Genomic DNA, 16,239 nt, shown 5'->3' with positions numbered 1-16,239 from the left:
TCGGCTCGGACCTCCTGTGGGAGGGGGCAAGCCCCCTCCCACATTTGATAATGGGGATACCTTGAATGACCCGTTTACTTGGCCTTTTAGCCCTGTTCTCCCTGTTGACCGGTTGCGCCAGCGGCCTCATCAATCCCAACGGCTACGACGAAACCGGCACCGCTTCCTATTACGGCGCCCGGCACCATGGCAAGAAAACCGCCAGCGGTGAACCTTTCAACCAGAACGCCCTGACCGCCGCCCACCGGCAACTGCCGTTCGGCACCCGAGTCAAGGTCACCAATCTCGACAACGACAACTCCGTCGTGGTCCGCATCAATGATCGCGGCCCGCATACCCGTGGGCGCCTGATCGATCTTTCCCGCGAAGCCGCCGAGCAACTCGGCATGCTGCGCAGCGGTACTGCGCGGGTTCGCGTGCAGGCCATGAGCAACTAACCAGGAGGGCTCTGACCATTTTTGGATTATCCACCCTGTCGCCCTGGAGCCTGCTCGAACTGGTCAGCGGCCTTGTGCTGCTGATCGTCGGCGCCGAAATTTTGGTGCGCGCGGCGGTGCGCCTTGCGGCCAGTCTCAAGGTACGGCCATTGATCATCGGCCTGACCATCGTGGCCTTCGGCAGCAGCGCGCCACAGATGACCGTCAGCCTGCAGGCGACCCTGGCCGGCAATACCGATATCGCCGTGGGCAGCGTCATCGGCAGCAGCATCTTCAACATCCTGGTGACCCTCGGCCTGTCGGCGCTGATCATCCCTTTGCGGGTCTCGCGCCAGTTGGTGCGCCTGGATATCCCGGTGATGATTCTCGCCGGCCTGTTGGTGTTTACCCTGGCGGCCAATGAAGAACTGACGCCGGTCGATGGCCTGCTACTGCTGATCGCCCTGATCGCCTATCTTGGCGTGCTGCACTACCAGACCCGCCACTCGCGTCGCCCGCGCACGCTGGACACGGTGGCCCGAGCGCCCTGGCTGAGCAGCGTATTGCTGATGCTCGGCGGCTTTCTGATCCTGGTGCTGGCCGGCCACCTGTTGCTCGGCGCGGCGGTGGACGTGGCCAGCGACCTGGGCCTGTCGGAACGCATCATTGGCCTGACGCTGATCGGCGTCGGCACCTCGCTGCCGTGCCTGGCCACTTCGCTGATTGCCGCCCTGCGCGGCGAGCGGGAAATTGCCGTGGGCAACGTGATCGGCAGCAACCTGTTCAACCTGCTGGGCGTGCTGGGGCTGACGGCACTGCTGGCGCCATCGCCGCTGTCGGTGTCGCCCAACGCCCTGGATTTCGACCTGCCGGTGATGCTCGGCGTGGTGGCGCTGTGCCTGCCGGTGTTCTATACCGGTTACCGCGTGACCCGCGCCGAAGGCCTGGTGTTACTGGGGTTGTACCTGGCGTATGGGCTGCATGTGATGGCGTTCACCACCGGCATGCCCCTGGCCACCAAACTCGAACAATTGATGCTGCATTACATCCTGCCAGCGCTGGTGGTGTTCCTGGTGCTCACCTCGCTGCGCGCCTGGCGCCGCCAACACAAGAGGGAATCGCAATGACCGATCAGAAAAAACCCGGGGTTGAGATGCGTCGCCAGGTCATGGGCGATGTATTCGTCGACCGCGCATTGGGCAATGCCACCGAGTTCAGCCAGCCGCTGCAGGATTTCGTCAATGAACATGCCTGGGGCAGTGTGTGGAACCGCGAAGGGTTGCCGCTGAAGACGCGCAGCCTGATCACCCTGGCGGCGCTGACTGCGCTCAAATGCCCACAAGAGCTGAAGGGGCACGTACGCGGTGCACTGAACAATGGCTGCACCGTGGAAGAGATTCGCGAAGCGTTGCTGCACTGTGCGGTGTACGCAGGGGTGCCGGCGGCGATCGATGCGTTTCGTGCTGCCCAGGAAGTGATCGATACCTACCAGAAAGAAGCTTAGATCCAGCCACCCGCCTGCAACACAAAAATACCGATATTCGTGGTCACCGCCGCCATCAAGGTGGTGATCACAATAATCGCCGCCGCCAGCTCGTGATTACCTTCGGCCGCCCTGGCCATCACGAAACTGGCGGCGGCCGTCGGCGCGCCGAAGTACAGGAACAGAATCCCCAATTCCGGCCCGCGAAAGCCCAGCAGCCAGGCGCCCAGGGTGGCGACCACCGGCAACCAGACCATCTTCATCAGGCTCGCGCTCAGCGCCATGTTGCCGCTTTTGCGCAACGCTGCCAGGGACAAGGTGCCGCCAATGCAGATCAAGGCCAGCGGCAAGGTGGTGTCCGCCAGGTATTGCATGGATTTTTCCAGCCAGCCAGGCAGGCCAATCTGAAAATACGCAAACGGCGCCGCCACGATCACGCTGATGATCAGCGGGTTGGCCACCACACTCTTGAAGATGCTCCAGGGGTCGGACTTGATCACCGGGCTGTACACCGCCAGCACAATGGTCGATAGGGTGTTGTAGAACAGGATCACCAGCGCCGCGAGGATTGCACCGAGAGAGATGCCGTAGTCGCCGTACATGCTGGCGGCCAAGGCCAGGCCGATCACCCCGTTATTGCCGCGAAACGCGCCTTGGGTATAGATGCCCCGGTCTTCGCGCTTGCAGCGAAAAATCGCCCAGCCCCAGGCCAACGCAAAGCTCGCCAGCGTGGCGACGGCGAAATAGATCAGCAGACCCGGCTTGAGCGCCGAGTGCAGGTCGGCATGCAGGATGCCCAGGAACAGCAGCGCCGGCATGGTGACGTTGAACACCAGGGACGAAGCCGTGTGGATAAAGTTGTCGTTGATCCAATTGATGCGCTTGAGCAGCACACCCAGAAACAGCATGGCGAATACCGGCGCGGTGATGGTGAGGGTGGTGAGGAAGATAGCCAGCATGCCGGGGAGAACCTTGGTGAGCGTCGTTAGGTGGCTAATGATAAGCCATACAAACGCGCAGTGCCCGATAGACCACTATCGGGGGCAAGCCCCTCCCACATTCGACCACATTTCAAATGTTAGAACTCGGTCAAGGTGGGAGAGGGCTTGCCCCCTGCCACATTCGACCACATTTCAAATGTTAGAACTCGGTCAAGGTGGGAGGGGGCTTGCCCCCGATGCAGGCGACTCGGTCTCAGGTAATCGGCGCCGGGTTGAACAACGTGATGTCATTGTGCAGCTTGTGATGCTCCGCCCAGGTCTGCTTCTTGCCGCTGGCCACGTCCAGGTAGAAGTGGAACAACTCCCAGCCCAACTCCTCGATGCTCGCCCGCCCAGTGGCAATGCGCCCAGCGTCGATATCGATGAGGTCCGGCCAACGCTGCGCCAATTCCGTACGGGTCGACACTTTCACCACTGGCGCCATCGCCAGCCCATAAGGCGTGCCACGGCCGGTGGTAAACACGTGCAGGTTCATCCCCGCCGCCAATTGCAGCGTACCGCAGACAAAATCACTGGCCGGCGTCGCGCAGAAGATCAGGCCCTTGCTCTTGAACCGCTCGCCAGGGCCCAGCACGCCGTTGATCGCGCTGCTGCCGGACTTGACGATCGAGCCCAAGGACTTCTCGACAATGTTCGACAACCCGCCCTTCTTGTTGCCCGGCGTGGTATTGGCGCTGCGATCTGCTTCGCCCTTGGCCAGGTAACGGTCGTACCAGTCCATTTCCCTGACCAGTTCCTCGGCCACTTCCTTCGTCTGCGCCCGAGATGTCAGCAAGTAGATGGCATCGCGTACTTCAGTGACTTCGGAAAACATCACCGTCGCCCCGGCTCGCAGCAACAAGTCCGAGGCGTAACCCAGCGCGGGGTTGGCGGTGATGCCGGAAAACGCATCACTGCCGCCGCACTGCATGCCCAGGATCAGTTCGGACGCCGGCACGGTTTCGCGGCGGCGCTGGTCGAGTTTCTTCAGGCGGATTTCGGCCAGTTCCATGATCTGCTCGATCATCTCGGTAAAGCCGTGGCTGGAATCCTGCAGCTTGTACAACCACGGCTCGCTCAGGTCGACCGAGCTGTCGTTGTCGTGCATCACCTGCCCGGCCTGCAATTTCTCGCAGCCCAGGCCGATCACCAAGGCTTCGCCCCCCAGGTTTGGGTTGCGCGCCAGGTTGCGCACGGTTCGGATCGGGATATAGGCATCCGTCGCGGTAATTGCCACGCCACAGCCGTAGCTGTGGGTCAGCGCCACCACGTCATCGACATTCGGGTACTTGGGCAGCAATTCGTCCTTGATGCGCTTGACCGCATGGTCCAGCACCCCGGTCACGCACTGCACCGTGGTGGTGATGCCAAGGATATTGCGCGTGCCCACGGTCCCGTCGGCGTTGCGATAACCCTCGAACGTAAACCCTTCCAGCGGCGCCTGGGTTTGCGGCACATCGGTGGACAACGGCAAGCTGTCCAGCGGCGGCGCGGTAGGCATGCGCAGTTGATCTTCCTGGACCCAACTGCCGCGTGGAATCGGCGCCAAGGCATAACCGATGGTCTGGCCGTAGCGAATAATCTGACCGCCTTCGGGGATATCTTCCAGGGTCACTTTATGGCTCTGGGGGATGAACTCCACGGTCACCAGGCCGTCCGGGAACTCGGTCCCGGCCGGTACGCCCTGGTCATTGACCACGATCACTACGTTGTCACGCTCGTGCAAACGAATCGAGCGCGGCGAGTCGGCATGTTCAATCAACTGCATCACGGTGCCTCTCAGGAATGCGCTTCGGTTAGGTTGGTCAACTCTGGCCCCTTGCTTGGCGGCTCTTTGAGTACTACACGCTTGATCGGGCCGACGATAACCAGGTAGCTGAACACCGCCACCAGCGCGTTGGCGCCGACGAACACCAGGGCCCATTTGAAGGAACCGGTGGTGCTGATGATGTAGCCGATCACGATGGGCGTGGTGATCGAAGCCAGGTTACCAAAGGTGTTGAACAAGCCGCCGCTGAGGCCGGCGATCTGTTTCGGCGAAGTGTCGGACACCACCGCCCAACCCAGTGCGCCAACGCCTTTGCCGAAGAAAGCCAGGGCCATAAAGCCCACCACCATCCATTCAACGTCGACGTAATTACACGCGATGATGCTGCTGGAGACCAGCAGGCCAGCGATGATCGGCGCCTTGCGGGCGAAGGTCAGGGAGTGGCCCTTGCGCAGCAGGTAGTCGGAAATCACACCGCCGAGCACACCGCCGATAAACCCGCAGATCGCCGGTAACGAGGCAATGAAACCGGCCTTGAGGATGGTCATGCCACGGTCCTGTACCAGGTACACCGGGAACCAGGTCAGGAAGAAGTATGTGATGCCGTTGATGCAGTACTGGCCCAGGTACACGCCGAGCATCATGCGATTGGTCAGCAACTGCCGGATGTAATCCCACTTCGGCCCGTCAGTTTTCTTACCTTTGCCTTTGTCCTGGTCCATATCGACCATCGCACCATTGGCGGCGATGTGATTGAACTCGGCTTCGTTGATCATCGGATGCTGGCGCGGGCTGTGGATAACTTTCAGCCAGATCAGCGAGAACACGATGCCGATCACGCCCATCACGATAAACACGTGCTGCCAGCCGAAGCGGTAGACGATCCAGCCCATCAATGGCGCGAACAACACCGTGGCGAAGTACTGCGCCGAGTTGAAGATCGCCGACGCCGTGCCGCGTTCAGCGGTCGGGAACCAAGCCGCGACAATACGCGCGTTACCGGGGAAGGACGGCGCTTCGGCCAGGCCCACCATGAAGCGCAGCATGAACAGCGCAACAACCGCAGTGGAGACGCCAAACTCACCGACGTAGCCTTGCAGCACGGTGAACAGCGACCAGGTGAAGATGCTCAGGGCATAGACTTTTTTCGAGCCGAAACGGTCCAGCAGCCAGCCACCGGGGATTTGCCCGGCCACGTAGGCCCAACCGAATGCAGAGAAGATATAACCGAGGGTGACCGCGTCGATGCCGAGGTCTTTTTGCAGGCTGGAGCCCGCGATGGCGATGGTGGCCCGGTCGGCGTAGTTGATCGTGGTCACCAGGAACAGCATGAGCAGGATCAAATAGCGGACGTGGGTCGGCTTGGTCGCTTGCATGTAGAAGTACTCCCACTAATTATTTTTTTTGCGGGTAATAGTTATGTGTGTTCAGTGTGGGAGCTGGCAGGCGTCCGGCTCCCACGGGTAGTGCGTGTTACGAGCCGATGTAGCTGGTTTTCACCACGGTGTAGAACTCTTGTGCATAGCGACCTTGCTCCCGCGAGCCATAGGATGAGCCTTTACGGCCACCGAATGGAACGTGGTAATCCACGCCTGCCGTCGGCAGGTTGACCATCACCATCCCCGCCTGGGAGTGGCGTTTGAAGTGGTTGGCGTATTTCAACGACGTGGTGGCAATGCCCGCCGACAGGCCGAACTCGGTGTCGTTGGCCATGGCCAGCGCCGCCTCGTAGTCCGCTACGCGCACCACGTTGGCCACCGGGCCGAAGATCTCTTCACGGCTGATGCGCATGGCGGCTTCGCTGTCGGCAAACAGTGTCGGCGCCAGGTAGTAGCCTTCAGTGTCGCAGGTCACCAGGCCGCCACCGCTGACCAGCCGCGCGCCTTCGCTTTGGCCGATGTCGATGTATTTCAGGTCCTGGTCCAACTGAGCCTGGGAAACCACTGGGCCAATGTCGGTACCGCTTTTCAGCGCGTGGCCGACCTTGATCGACTTCATGCGCTCGGCCATGGCCGCGACGAACTGGTCGTGAATCCCGGCAGTCACGATCAAACGGCTGGACGCGGTGCAACGCTGGCCAGTGGAGTAGAACGCGCTCTGCACCGACAGCTCGACGGCCTGCTTGAGGTCGGCGTCGTCGAGGATGATCTGCGGGTTCTTGCCGCCCATTTCCAACTGCACTTTGGCCTGGCGCGACACGCAGCTGACAGCGATCTGACGGCCCACACCCACGGAACCGGTGAAGCTGATGCCGTCGACTTTCGGGCTGTTGACCAGCACGTCGCCAACCACACGACCACTGCCCATCACCAGGTTAAACACGCCAGCCGGGAAACCGGCGCGGGAGATGATTTCGGCCAGGGCCCAGGCGCAGCCCGGAACCAGTTCCGCCGGTTTGATCACTACGCAGTTGCCGTAGGCCAGGGCCGGGGCGATCTTCCACGCAGGGATGGCGATCGGGAAGTTCCATGGGGTGATCAGGCCGACCACACCAAGGGCTTCGCGGGTGACTTCAACATTGACGCCCGGACGCACCGACGGCACGTAGTCGCCGGACAAACGCAGGCATTGACCGGCGAAGAACTTGAAGATGTTACCGGCGCGGGTCACTTCACCGATGGCTTCCGGCAGGGTCTTGCCCTCTTCACGGGCCAGCAGGGTACCGAGCTCTTCGCGGCGGGCGAGGATTTCGCTGCCGACTTTATCCAGCGCGTCATGACGCGCCTGGATGCCGGACGTGGACCAGGCCGGGAATGCAGCACGGGCGGCGTCGATGGCGGCGTTGACTTGGGCGACGTCTGCCTTGGCATATTCACCAATGACGTCAGACAACTCCGAAGGATTGAGGTTGGTGCAGTAGTCGGCGCCGGTTACCCACTCGCCATTGATGTAGTTTTCAAAACGCTTTGCTTGGGACACGAATCTTCTCCTGACGCAAAAGGCCGCTGATTACTCAGCGGCCTTGTTAATGGGTTATTGCGGACCTTGCTTGTCGATCAGCGCGGCCAGGGCTTCGTATTCTTCCGGCAGCAGGTCGGTCAGCGGCGTACGCACCGGACCTGCGTCATAGCCGGCGATTTTTGCACCGGCCTTGACGATGCTCACGGCATAACCGGATTTGCGGTTACGGATGTCCAGGTAAGGCAGAAAGAAGTCGTCGATGATCTTGGCGACGGTGGCGTGATCATCCTTGGCAATGGCGTGGTAGAAGTCCATCGCGGTTTTCGGAATGAAGTTGAACACCGCCGAGGAGTACACCGGCACGCCCAGGGCCTTGTAGGCAGCGGCGTAAACCTCTGCAGTCGGCAGGCCGCCGAGGTAACTGAAACGGTCGCCCAGACGACGGCGGATCGACACCATCAACTCGATGTCACCCAGGCCATCCTTGTAGCCGATCAGGTTCGGGCAGCGCTCGGCCAGGCGTTCCAGCAGCGGAGCGGTCAGGCGGCACACGTTACGGTTGTAGACCACCACGCCGATTTTTACCGATTTGCACACGGCTTCAACGTGGGCGGCAACGCCGTCCTGGCTGGCTTCGGTGAGGTAGTGCGGCAGCAGCAGCAGGCCTTTGGCGCCCAGGCGTTCGGCCTCTTGGGCGTATTCGATGGCCTGGCGCGTGGAACCGCCTACACCGGCGAGGATCGGCACGCTGGTGGCGCAGGTATCAACAGCGGTCTTTACCACTTGGGAATATTCGCTGGCCGCCAGGGAGAAAAACTCACCCGTGCCACCTGCGGCGAACAACGCGGTGGCGCCATAAGGGGCCAGCCATTCAAGGCGCTTGATGTAGCCCGCTTGGTGGAAGTCACCCTGGGCGTTGAAATCGGTCACCGGGAAAGACAGCAGACCGTGGGAGAGGATGGACTTCAGCTCTTGTGGATTCATTATTCGAACACCCTGGGTAAAGACTTTCTGTCGAAAGATTGTTGTTGGTTTTGGTGATGTCGTACGTCATCGTACAACTATAAAAAGATTCGTCAACTGCAATTCATCGGCCTTCTCCTGAAACCGTGTTGAGACAGCAGTTCTTGACGTAGGAAATTTATCCTCTATGCTCGCAATAGCTGTATATGCATACAGTTATTAAGGAAGATTCCTACGACATAGCAAGGAGCTAACATGTCAGGTCTTGATCTCGCAGTACCCGAAAGAACCCAACCGGCCCTGCGTTTCGAAGGCGGCGAACACACCGCCATCGGCGACGACACGCTGTTGCGCTTTACCACCGACGCCCCACCCATTCCCGCCCGGCAAGTCGAACTGCATCTGCCCAACGGGCTGGCACTGAGCTACGGCCAAGTCATTGCCCTGGGCGGTGACTTCTATGGCATTCCCGGCAAGCCGATCAGTGATGGCGCCTCCCCTGCCGAGCGCGTGCAACGGTTTACCGCCGCCTTTAACTCGCTGGCGGTGCTGCCTGCCTCGAGGCAAGAAGCCGGCAAGATCCTCGCGGTGATGCAAAAGGAAATCAGCGCGGTCAACCAAGCCATCAAAGATGGCAAACAACCCCATGAAGCCTACGACGCGTTGGGTGACACGTTGTCCGAAGAATGGAACCGCATCACCGGGGGCGGCAGTGCGGTCTCGGCACTGGTACCGCTGGGGCGTTACCTGAAACTGGCGGCGGACAACGCCGACCACTTCGGCGAATGGGCACTTTCGGCCTACCTGGCAGGGCACACGGCAGCGTTGCAACAGGCGGTGATCGCTCATCAAACCGGTACCGATCAGGCACTGGAACTGGCCTACGCAATGAACAGTTTTGCTGATCACTTCTTGACCGATCTGTTTTCCGCCGGTCATCTGCGGGTGCCGCGCAAGCAACTGGCAGCGGTGGTCACGCCGGGCGAGCTGGGCTCATTGATCAGTCGCTTCATGCACGATGAAGACAGCAAATTCGGACTCAAGGTGCGCAATGCCATGGGTGACGAGTGGCATGCCTATGGCGATAAACGCTACTTCGACGCCATCGATGCGGCCAATCGCGTACAGGTCAAACGCGCCGTCCAGGCATCCGCCGATGAGATCTTCGAGACCTTCATCAGCGGTGTGGCGCCCTCCCCGGCCAACTTCAAGGCACCGTTGTATGTGCCGGACCTGAATGCAGCACAGAACCCGGCGAATAACTTCTCGCCGCTGTTCAAGCTGGAGGGAGACAAGGTACTGCGTCGCAAGGACGTGAATGACCTGAACGACAAGCACTGGACGGATGATTGGTGGGGGTGGAGTACGTATTTGTTGCTGAAGGATTACAAGCCGAATACTCCGATTTAACCGGCACCGCTCGTCGATACTGTGATTTCTGACAGTTACGCTAAATCTCAATAAAGAGGATAACGCCGCGTAGGAGCCAGGCTCTCTGGCTTCTATGCAGAGGAGTAAACAACTATGTCTTATGAAGCCCCCAGCATGGCTGGCTCCACCTCTTCGAACAATGCCGAAGTGAGGCTGGCGAGCAACCAACTACTCGAATTTTCCATTCCTGAACCCAATGACATTCCGGCCAGCGCAAGCGTATGCCTCATTGTCAGACAGGATCCTGAATTACCGGACTTCAAAAGCGATTTCCAGCCCGCAGGAACGTTCGACGAAGACCAGGAAGACTTCGTGAAAACCAGCAACCTCAAGTTTTCCCTGTCGTCCAACGACCTGAAGGGCTATTCCAACAAGACGGTAGAGATTCGCTACCTCATACGCAGCGAGTCGGGGGATTGGGACTCGGAGCCACTCACGGTAAAAATCTTGTCGTGACACCACCTATCCGCGCTGCGCCTCCGCCTCTTCATGGGCATGGCGCAGCCGCTCGCGGCTGTTGGTCAGATGCAACCGCATCGCCGCCCGCGCCGCATCCGAATCCTGACGGGCGATCGCCTCGTAGATCTCTTCATGCTCGCGGCTCAGGCGCCCCATGTAATGTTGCTGGTCATCATGGGCCAGGCGCGCTGAATTCAAGCGGGTACGCGGAATGATGCTGGTGCCCAGGTGGGTCATGATGTCGGTGAAGTAGCGGTTACCGGTGGACAGCGCGATTTCCAGGTGGAACGCGAAGTCGGATGCGACCGCATCGCCGGCGTGCGCCGCACTTTCATTCAGGGCATCCAGCGCCGCGCGCATGGCGGCCAGTTGCTCATCGCTGCGGCGCAGGGCGGCCAGGCCAGCGGACTCCACTTCCAGACTGATGCGCAACTCCAGGATCGCCAGTACATCGCGCAATGTCACCACTGTCGCCGGGTCAATGCGGAAACCGCTTGGGCTTGGCGTGTCCAGCACAAACGTGCCGATGCCATGGCGGGTTTCCACTTGCCCTGCGGCCTGCAAACGGGAGATGGCTTCACGCACTACCGTGCGACTGACGCCATGGGCTTCCATGATCGCGGACTCGGTGGGCAGCTTGTCGCCCCGTTTGAGTTCGCCGTCACGGATCTGCTCGGACAGCACCGTGACCAATTCCTGGGCAAGGCTGCGGCGCTTGCGGGGAAGACGAGGGGCGGTGCTGGCGTTTTCCATGTGGGGTCATCTATCTCGGTTGAGTAAAGAGGCATCATAGCCCATGGTGGTTGTACGATCACTGTTCAGTCGCGACTTTCACTTATATCCTGCGCGCAAAAAAATGCCTCGATACAGATCGAGGCATTTTTCCAGCACACCCGAAGGCGAATGCCGCTTACTTCACCACTTTCAGGCTAGGCCGGCCGCTTGGACGCGGTGGCTCGGCATCCGGTGGTGGCAAATCATCGCCGTCTTCGTTTTCGATCGATTCGTCGTCCTCGAAAGGCGACTCCAGATCAAACACCATGCCTTGGCCATTCTCACGGGCGTAGATCCCGAGAATGGCGCCAATTGGCACGTAGAGCGTATGCGGCACACCGCCAAAACGCCCTTCGAAACTGACCGCTTCATTGTCCATGTGCAGGTGGCGCACGGCACTCGGCGATACGTTCAGCACAATCTGTCCGTCACTGGCAAAACCCTGCGGTACCTGAACCGCAGCAAATTCGGAATTGACCAGCATGTGCGGGGTGCAATCGTTATCCACAATCCACTCGTAGAGCGCGCGGACCAGGTAAGGTCGACTGGAGTTCATCAACGGCTCCTTAAGCCTTAGCGCATATCGCGTTCGACACCAGACAGACTCGCCTGGAAAGCCTCACGCGCAAACTGGCGCTCCATGTAATCAAGCAGCGGCTTGGCGGGCCGCGGCAGTTCAATACCGAGAATCGGCAAACGCCAGAGTATCGGTAATAGGCAGCAATCCACCAAACTTTGTTCCTCACTCAGGAAAAAAGGTTTGTCGGCGAACAGCGGCGAAACACCGGTCAGGCTCTCGCGCAATTCCTTGCGCGCCACGACACGGGCCGCCTCTTTACTGCGCGAATCCAGAATCACATCCACCAGCCCACACCAGTCGCGCTGTATCCGATGGATCAGCAGGCGGCTGTTGGCACGCGCCACCGGATACACCGGCAGCAAAGGCGGATGAGGGTAACGCTCATCCAGGTATTCCATCACCACGGTCGACTCCCACAACGCCAGGTCACGATCGACCAGGGTGGGCAAGCTGCCGTAAGGGTTCACTTCGATCAGCTTTGGCGGATGACGGCCCGCCTCCACAGTGATGATCTCGGCGCTGACACCCTTCTCTGCGAGCACGATACGTACTCGGTGGGAATAGTGGTCGGCGGGGTCGGAGTAACAGGCCAACCGATTGGTCACGCCCATGGCGGTCCTCCTCGCTTGTTGAAATTATCGAAAGCTCAAAAACGAGCGCGCCCAGAAAGCATCTCTGTAACGGCGGTTCAACCCGTCGCTACGTGTTCAGAGATGCCGCTGGGCGCGCAAGATTAACAGCAATTGCTTACGGTTGGATCAATGCACATCCTTCCAGTATTCGCGTTTGAGCAGATAGGCGAATACAAAGAAGAAAGCCAGGTAGAGCAAGACGTAAGTACCGATACGCTGGTGCTGCAGTTTGACCGGGTTGGCCGAGTAGGCCAGGAAGGTCACGAGGTTCTTGACCTTCTCGTCGAACTGTTCATCAGTCAGCGAACCGGGGGTTTCGATCTTCAGTTGATCGCACGCTTCATGAGTCAGAGGCGTGCCAGTCAGCGGATCGTATTGCTTCTTGCCGTCTTCAACGACCTGGATCTGCTTGCATCCTACCACTTGCTTGCCTTGAAGGCCGACCAGAACGTTAGGCATGCCGACGTTCGGGAATACGCGGTTGTTCACGCGGTAAGGGCGCGTCGGATCCTCGTAGAACGACTTGAGGTAGCCATATAGCCAATCGGTGCCGCGCACACGGGCCACCAGGGTCAGGTCAGGCGGTGCCGCACCGAACCAGGCCTTGGCATCCGCCGGTTGCATGCCGATGTTCATGTGGTCGCCAATCTTGGCACCGGTGAACACCAACTTATCCAGCATCAGTTCGTGGGGAATGCCCAAATCATCGGCAACCCGCTCGTAACGCTGGAACTTGGCGCTATGGCAGCCCATGCAGTAGTTGGCGAAGGTGCGTGCACCGTCCTGCATGGCGGCCTTGTCCGACACGTCGATATCGACTTTTTCCAGCTCCGCGCCGTGCTCGGCAGCGAAAGACAGTAGCGGCAGCGCCGCAAGCATCAATGCAACAAATAATTTTTTCATCAGCCAGTCACCCTTTCCGGAACCGGTTTGGTCTTCTCAAGCCGGGTGTAGAACGGCATCAGAATGAAGTAGGCGAAGTACAGGAAGGTGCAGACCTGCGACAGCAACGTACGCTCGGGAGTCGGTGCCAATACGCCCAACACACCCAGGATCACGAACGAAATACAGAACACCCACAGCCAGATCTTGCTCAGCCAGCCTTTGTAGCGCATGGATTTGACCGGGCTGCGGTCGAGCCAAGGCAACACAAACAGCACGGCGATGGCCGCGCCCATGGCGATTACGCCCATCAGCTTGTCGGGGATTGCCCGCAAGATTGCGTAGAACGGCGTGAAGTACCAGACCGGGGCAATGTGCTCGGGGGTCTTGAAGGCGTTGGCCTGTTCGAAGTTAGGCTTCTCCAGGAAATAACCGCCCATCTCCGGGAAAAAGAACACGATCGAGCAGAACACGAACAAGAACACGACTACGCCGACGATGTCTTTTACGGTGTAGTAAGGGTGGAATGGAATGCCGTCCAGCGGGATGCCGTTCTCGTCCTTGTGCTTCTTGATGTCCACGCCGTCCGGGTTGTTGGAACCCACTTCGTGCAGCGCCAGGATGTGCAGCACCACCAGGCCCAGGATCACAATCGGCAGGGCCACCACGTGCAAGGCGAAGAAGCGGTTCAGGGTGATGCCAGAGATCAGGTAGTCACCGCGAATCCACTGGGTCAGGTCGTTGCCGATGACAGGGATGGCGCCGAACAGCGAGATGATCACCTGGGCGCCCCAGTACGACATCTGGCCCCATGGCAGCAGGTATCCCATGAAGGCTTCAGCCATCAGCGCCAGGTAGATCAACATGCCGAACACCCACACCAACTCGCGGGGCTTCTGGTATGAGCCGTAGAGCAGGCCGCGGAACATGTGCAGGTAGACGACGATAAAGAACGCCGACGCACCGGTGGAGTGCAACAGGCGCAGGATGGAACCGTATTCGACGTCACGCATGATGTATTCGACGGAGGCGAACGCCTCTTCCGCCGAAGGCGTGTAGCTCATCGTCAGCCAGACGCCGGTGACAATCTGGTTGACCAGCACCAACAGCGCCAGGGAGCCAAAGAAGTAGAAGAAGTTGAAGTTTTTTGGCGCGTAATATTTGCTGAGATGGTCTTCCCACATTTTAGTGGCGGGGAAGCGCGCATCCACCCAATCCATGAACTTGCTCATCACGCGTTCTCCTTATCGAGGCCAATGACTATGAGGTCGTCAGTTTCGTAGGTATGCGGCGGCACGGGCAGGTTCAGTGGCGCAGGCTGGGACTTGTAGACGCGGCCGGCAAGGTCGTAATGGGAGCCGTGGCACGGGCAGAAATAACCGCCGACCCAGTCCTTGCCCAAGTCGACAGGCGCTACTTCCGGGCGGAAGGTGGGTGAGCAACCCAGGTGGGTACACAGACCAACCAGCAGCAGGATCTCTGGCTTGATCGAACGCGCTTCGTTCTTGGCGTAGGCGGGTTGGTCGGATTTCTCGGATTGGGGGTCAGACAACTGGCCTTCAATCTTCTTGAGATTCCCCAGGATTTCCTCGGTACGGCGAACAATGAAAACCGGCTGGCCGCGCCACTCAGCAATCATCTGCTGGCCTGGCTCGATCTTGCTGACATTCACCTTCACCGGTGCACCTGCGGCTTTCGCCTTGGCACTGGGAAACCATGACCCCACGAACGGGACCGCAGCCCCCACCGCTCCTGCAGCACCCACCACGGATGTGGCTGCTACCAAGAAGCGACGCCGGCCTGCATTCACGCCGTCATTGCTCATTCAGTCCTCTCCCATCAGCTTTTTGGCCTGTTAAATCAGGCGTCTACTAAGTGTTGAATCTTTACTTATAAAAATTTTGTCGGATGGTAATGAAAAGCCCCACGTATGACAAGGGAATTGCCCAGGACTCAGCCTCCAGGCCTTGTAGTATAGGGGGTCTACGGATGTGGCAAGTTGTCACGGCAAAAAATGTGGATAAATCGCAGGCAATAAAAAACGCCCAGCTCCGTGAGGAGGCTGGGCGTTTTTGTGGAACGTAAAGCGAATTAACGCTTCGAGTACTGCGGACGCTTACGCGCTTTACGCAGACCGACTTTCTTACGTTCAACTTCACGGGCATCGCGAGTAACGAAGCCAGCTTTGCGCAGAGCGCCACGCAGGGTTTCGTCGTACTGCATCAGAGCGCGAGTGATACCGTGGCGGATTGCGCCAGCTTGACCACTTACACCGCCACCGATAACGGTGACGTAGATGTCGAACTTCTCAACAGTCTCGGTCAGTTCCAGCGGCTGACGAACTACCATGCGGGCAGTTTCGCGACCGAAGAAATTTTCCAGAGTGCGGTTGTTGATCGAGATGTTACCAGTGCCCGGACGCAGGAAAACGCGTGCGGTTGCGGTTTTGCGACGGCCAGTGCCGTAATTTTGAGTCGCCGACATAATGAACTATTCCGTTAAAACTTCAGTTCTTGGGGCTGCTGAGCAGCATGAGGGTGTACAGCGCCCGCATAGACTTTCAGCTTGCGAAACATATCGCGACCCAGAGGGCCCTTAGGCAGCATACCTTTGACCGCGATTTCGATCGGGGCTTCAGGCTTCTTGGAGATCAGGCCTTCGAAGTTCGAAGACTTGATACCGCCTGGGAAACCGGAGTGACGGTAGTACATTTTGTCTTGCGCTTTGTTGCCGGTAACACGTACCTGCTCAGCGTTAATGATCACGATGTAGTCACCGGTATCAACGTGAGGGGTGTACTCAGGCTTGTGCTTGCCACGCAGACGGCTGGCGACTTCAGTGGCCAGACGACCCAGGGTCTGACCAGCGGCGTCGACGACAAACCAGTCGCGCTGAACTGTTTCCGGTTTTGCAGTAAAAGTTGTCATTCTTTAATAGCCTCAGGGGCCGCCCTGTAAATTAGACGGCGGA

General features: G+C 59.2%; 18 protein-coding genes. 5 read left to right on the top strand and 13 right to left on the bottom strand.

The window, feature by feature from the left end:
• Positions 1–65 precede the first annotated feature (65 nt).
• The 3 genes from EJD88_RS15495 to EJD88_RS15485 are packed head-to-tail and all read left to right on the top strand — an operon-like array spanning position 66 to position 1,920.
• Positions 66–437 carry a septal ring lytic transglycosylase RlpA family protein gene (locus tag EJD88_RS15495; protein ID WP_099587103.1) on the top strand — a complete coding sequence of 124 codons (372 nt, stop codon included), beginning with the start codon at positions 66–68 and terminating at the stop codon, positions 435–437.
• Between the two features lie 59 nt (positions 438–496).
• Positions 497–1,543, top strand: coding sequence for a calcium/sodium antiporter (locus EJD88_RS15490; RefSeq protein WP_099587102.1), 1,047 nt, complete (start codon positions 497–499; stop codon positions 1,541–1,543).
• On the top strand, positions 1,540–1,920 hold the full coding sequence (locus EJD88_RS15485) for a carboxymuconolactone decarboxylase family protein (protein ID WP_099587101.1): 381 nt from the start codon (positions 1,540–1,542) through the stop codon (positions 1,918–1,920). The genes EJD88_RS15490 and EJD88_RS15485 overlap by 4 nt, the downstream gene beginning before the upstream one ends.
• Here EJD88_RS15485 and EJD88_RS15480 read toward each other — a convergent pair.
• The 5 genes from EJD88_RS15480 to kdgD form a co-directional block, all read right to left on the bottom strand.
• Entirely contained in the window at positions 1,917–2,858 is a 942-nt protein-coding gene (locus tag EJD88_RS15480) for an AEC family transporter (protein ID WP_099587100.1), read from the bottom strand. The genes EJD88_RS15485 and EJD88_RS15480 overlap by 4 nt on opposite strands.
• A gap of 235 nt (positions 2,859–3,093) precedes the next feature.
• Positions 3,094–4,647: a galactarate dehydratase gene (gene garD / locus EJD88_RS15475; RefSeq protein ID WP_099587099.1), complete on the bottom strand. Its 1,554-nt coding sequence runs from the start codon at positions 4,645–4,647 to the stop codon at positions 3,094–3,096.
• An 11-nt stretch (positions 4,648–4,658) separates the two neighbouring features.
• Positions 4,659–6,023, bottom strand: a complete 1,365-nt coding sequence (locus EJD88_RS15470) for an MFS transporter (RefSeq protein WP_099587098.1) — start codon at positions 6,021–6,023, stop codon at positions 4,659–4,661.
• Positions 6,024–6,120: 97 nt separating this feature from the next.
• Complete coding sequence (locus EJD88_RS15465) at positions 6,121–7,566, bottom strand: aldehyde dehydrogenase family protein (protein ID WP_158878402.1); 1,446 nt, start codon at positions 7,564–7,566, stop codon at positions 6,121–6,123.
• 54 nt (positions 7,567–7,620) lie between these two features.
• Entirely contained in the window at positions 7,621–8,532 is a 912-nt protein-coding gene (gene kdgD / locus EJD88_RS15460; RefSeq protein WP_032886251.1) for a 5-dehydro-4-deoxyglucarate dehydratase, read from the bottom strand.
• Between the two features lie 234 nt (positions 8,533–8,766).
• On the opposite strand from kdgD, the gene EJD88_RS15455 reads away from it, so the two are divergent.
• Positions 8,767–9,921, top strand: coding sequence for a phospholipase (locus EJD88_RS15455; protein WP_158878401.1), 1,155 nt, complete (start codon positions 8,767–8,769; stop codon positions 9,919–9,921).
• A gap of 114 nt (positions 9,922–10,035) precedes the next feature.
• Positions 10,036–10,398 (top strand): hypothetical protein, encoded by a 363-nt coding sequence (locus EJD88_RS15450; RefSeq protein WP_158878400.1) that lies wholly within the window; start codon positions 10,036–10,038, stop codon positions 10,396–10,398.
• Between the two features lie 6 nt (positions 10,399–10,404).
• Here the strand turns inward: EJD88_RS15450 and EJD88_RS15445 are convergent, their stop codons facing one another.
• From EJD88_RS15445 to rplM, 8 genes are all read right to left on the bottom strand, one after another.
• On the bottom strand, positions 10,405–11,154 hold the full coding sequence (locus EJD88_RS15445; protein ID WP_099587094.1) for a FadR/GntR family transcriptional regulator: 750 nt from the start codon (positions 11,152–11,154) through the stop codon (positions 10,405–10,407).
• Positions 11,155–11,311: 157 nt separating this feature from the next.
• The gene (locus EJD88_RS15440) at positions 11,312–11,731 is read right to left on the bottom strand and encodes a ClpXP protease specificity-enhancing factor (protein WP_099587093.1); all 420 of its coding nucleotides are present in this window, start codon (positions 11,729–11,731) and stop codon (positions 11,312–11,314) included.
• Between the two features lie 17 nt (positions 11,732–11,748).
• Positions 11,749–12,366 carry a glutathione S-transferase N-terminal domain-containing protein gene (locus EJD88_RS15435; protein WP_099587092.1) on the bottom strand — a complete coding sequence of 206 codons (618 nt, stop codon included), beginning with the start codon at positions 12,364–12,366 and terminating at the stop codon, positions 11,749–11,751.
• Positions 12,367–12,513: 147 nt separating this feature from the next.
• Positions 12,514–13,290 (bottom strand): cytochrome c1, encoded by a 777-nt coding sequence (locus tag EJD88_RS15430; RefSeq protein ID WP_112193459.1) that lies wholly within the window; start codon positions 13,288–13,290, stop codon positions 12,514–12,516.
• Complete coding sequence (locus EJD88_RS15425; RefSeq protein WP_003188526.1) at positions 13,290–14,501, bottom strand: cytochrome bc complex cytochrome b subunit; 1,212 nt, start codon at positions 14,499–14,501, stop codon at positions 13,290–13,292. Before EJD88_RS15425 ends, EJD88_RS15430 begins: the two co-directional genes overlap by 1 nt.
• The gene (petA, locus tag EJD88_RS15420; RefSeq protein ID WP_099587089.1) at positions 14,501–15,094 is read right to left on the bottom strand and encodes a ubiquinol-cytochrome c reductase iron-sulfur subunit; all 594 of its coding nucleotides are present in this window, start codon (positions 15,092–15,094) and stop codon (positions 14,501–14,503) included. The genes EJD88_RS15425 and petA overlap by 1 nt, the downstream gene beginning before the upstream one ends.
• A 266-nt stretch (positions 15,095–15,360) precedes the next feature.
• A complete protein-coding gene (rpsI, locus tag EJD88_RS15415; RefSeq protein ID WP_003216038.1) occupies positions 15,361–15,753 on the bottom strand; it encodes a 30S ribosomal protein S9 in 393 nt (130 codons plus the stop codon).
• 14 nt (positions 15,754–15,767) lie between these two features.
• Positions 15,768–16,196: a 50S ribosomal protein L13 gene (gene rplM / locus EJD88_RS15410; protein ID WP_003171742.1), complete on the bottom strand. Its 429-nt coding sequence runs from the start codon at positions 16,194–16,196 to the stop codon at positions 15,768–15,770.
• Positions 16,197–16,239: the final 43 nt, after the last annotated feature.

The sequence above is a fragment of the Pseudomonas sp. PB105 genome, assembly GCF_009764655.1.
Lineage (GTDB): Bacteria > Pseudomonadota > Gammaproteobacteria > Pseudomonadales > Pseudomonadaceae > Aquipseudomonas > Aquipseudomonas cyclaminis.
Note: the sequence above shows the minus strand (reverse complement) of the source record. Positions and strands in the feature narration are given on the sequence as shown.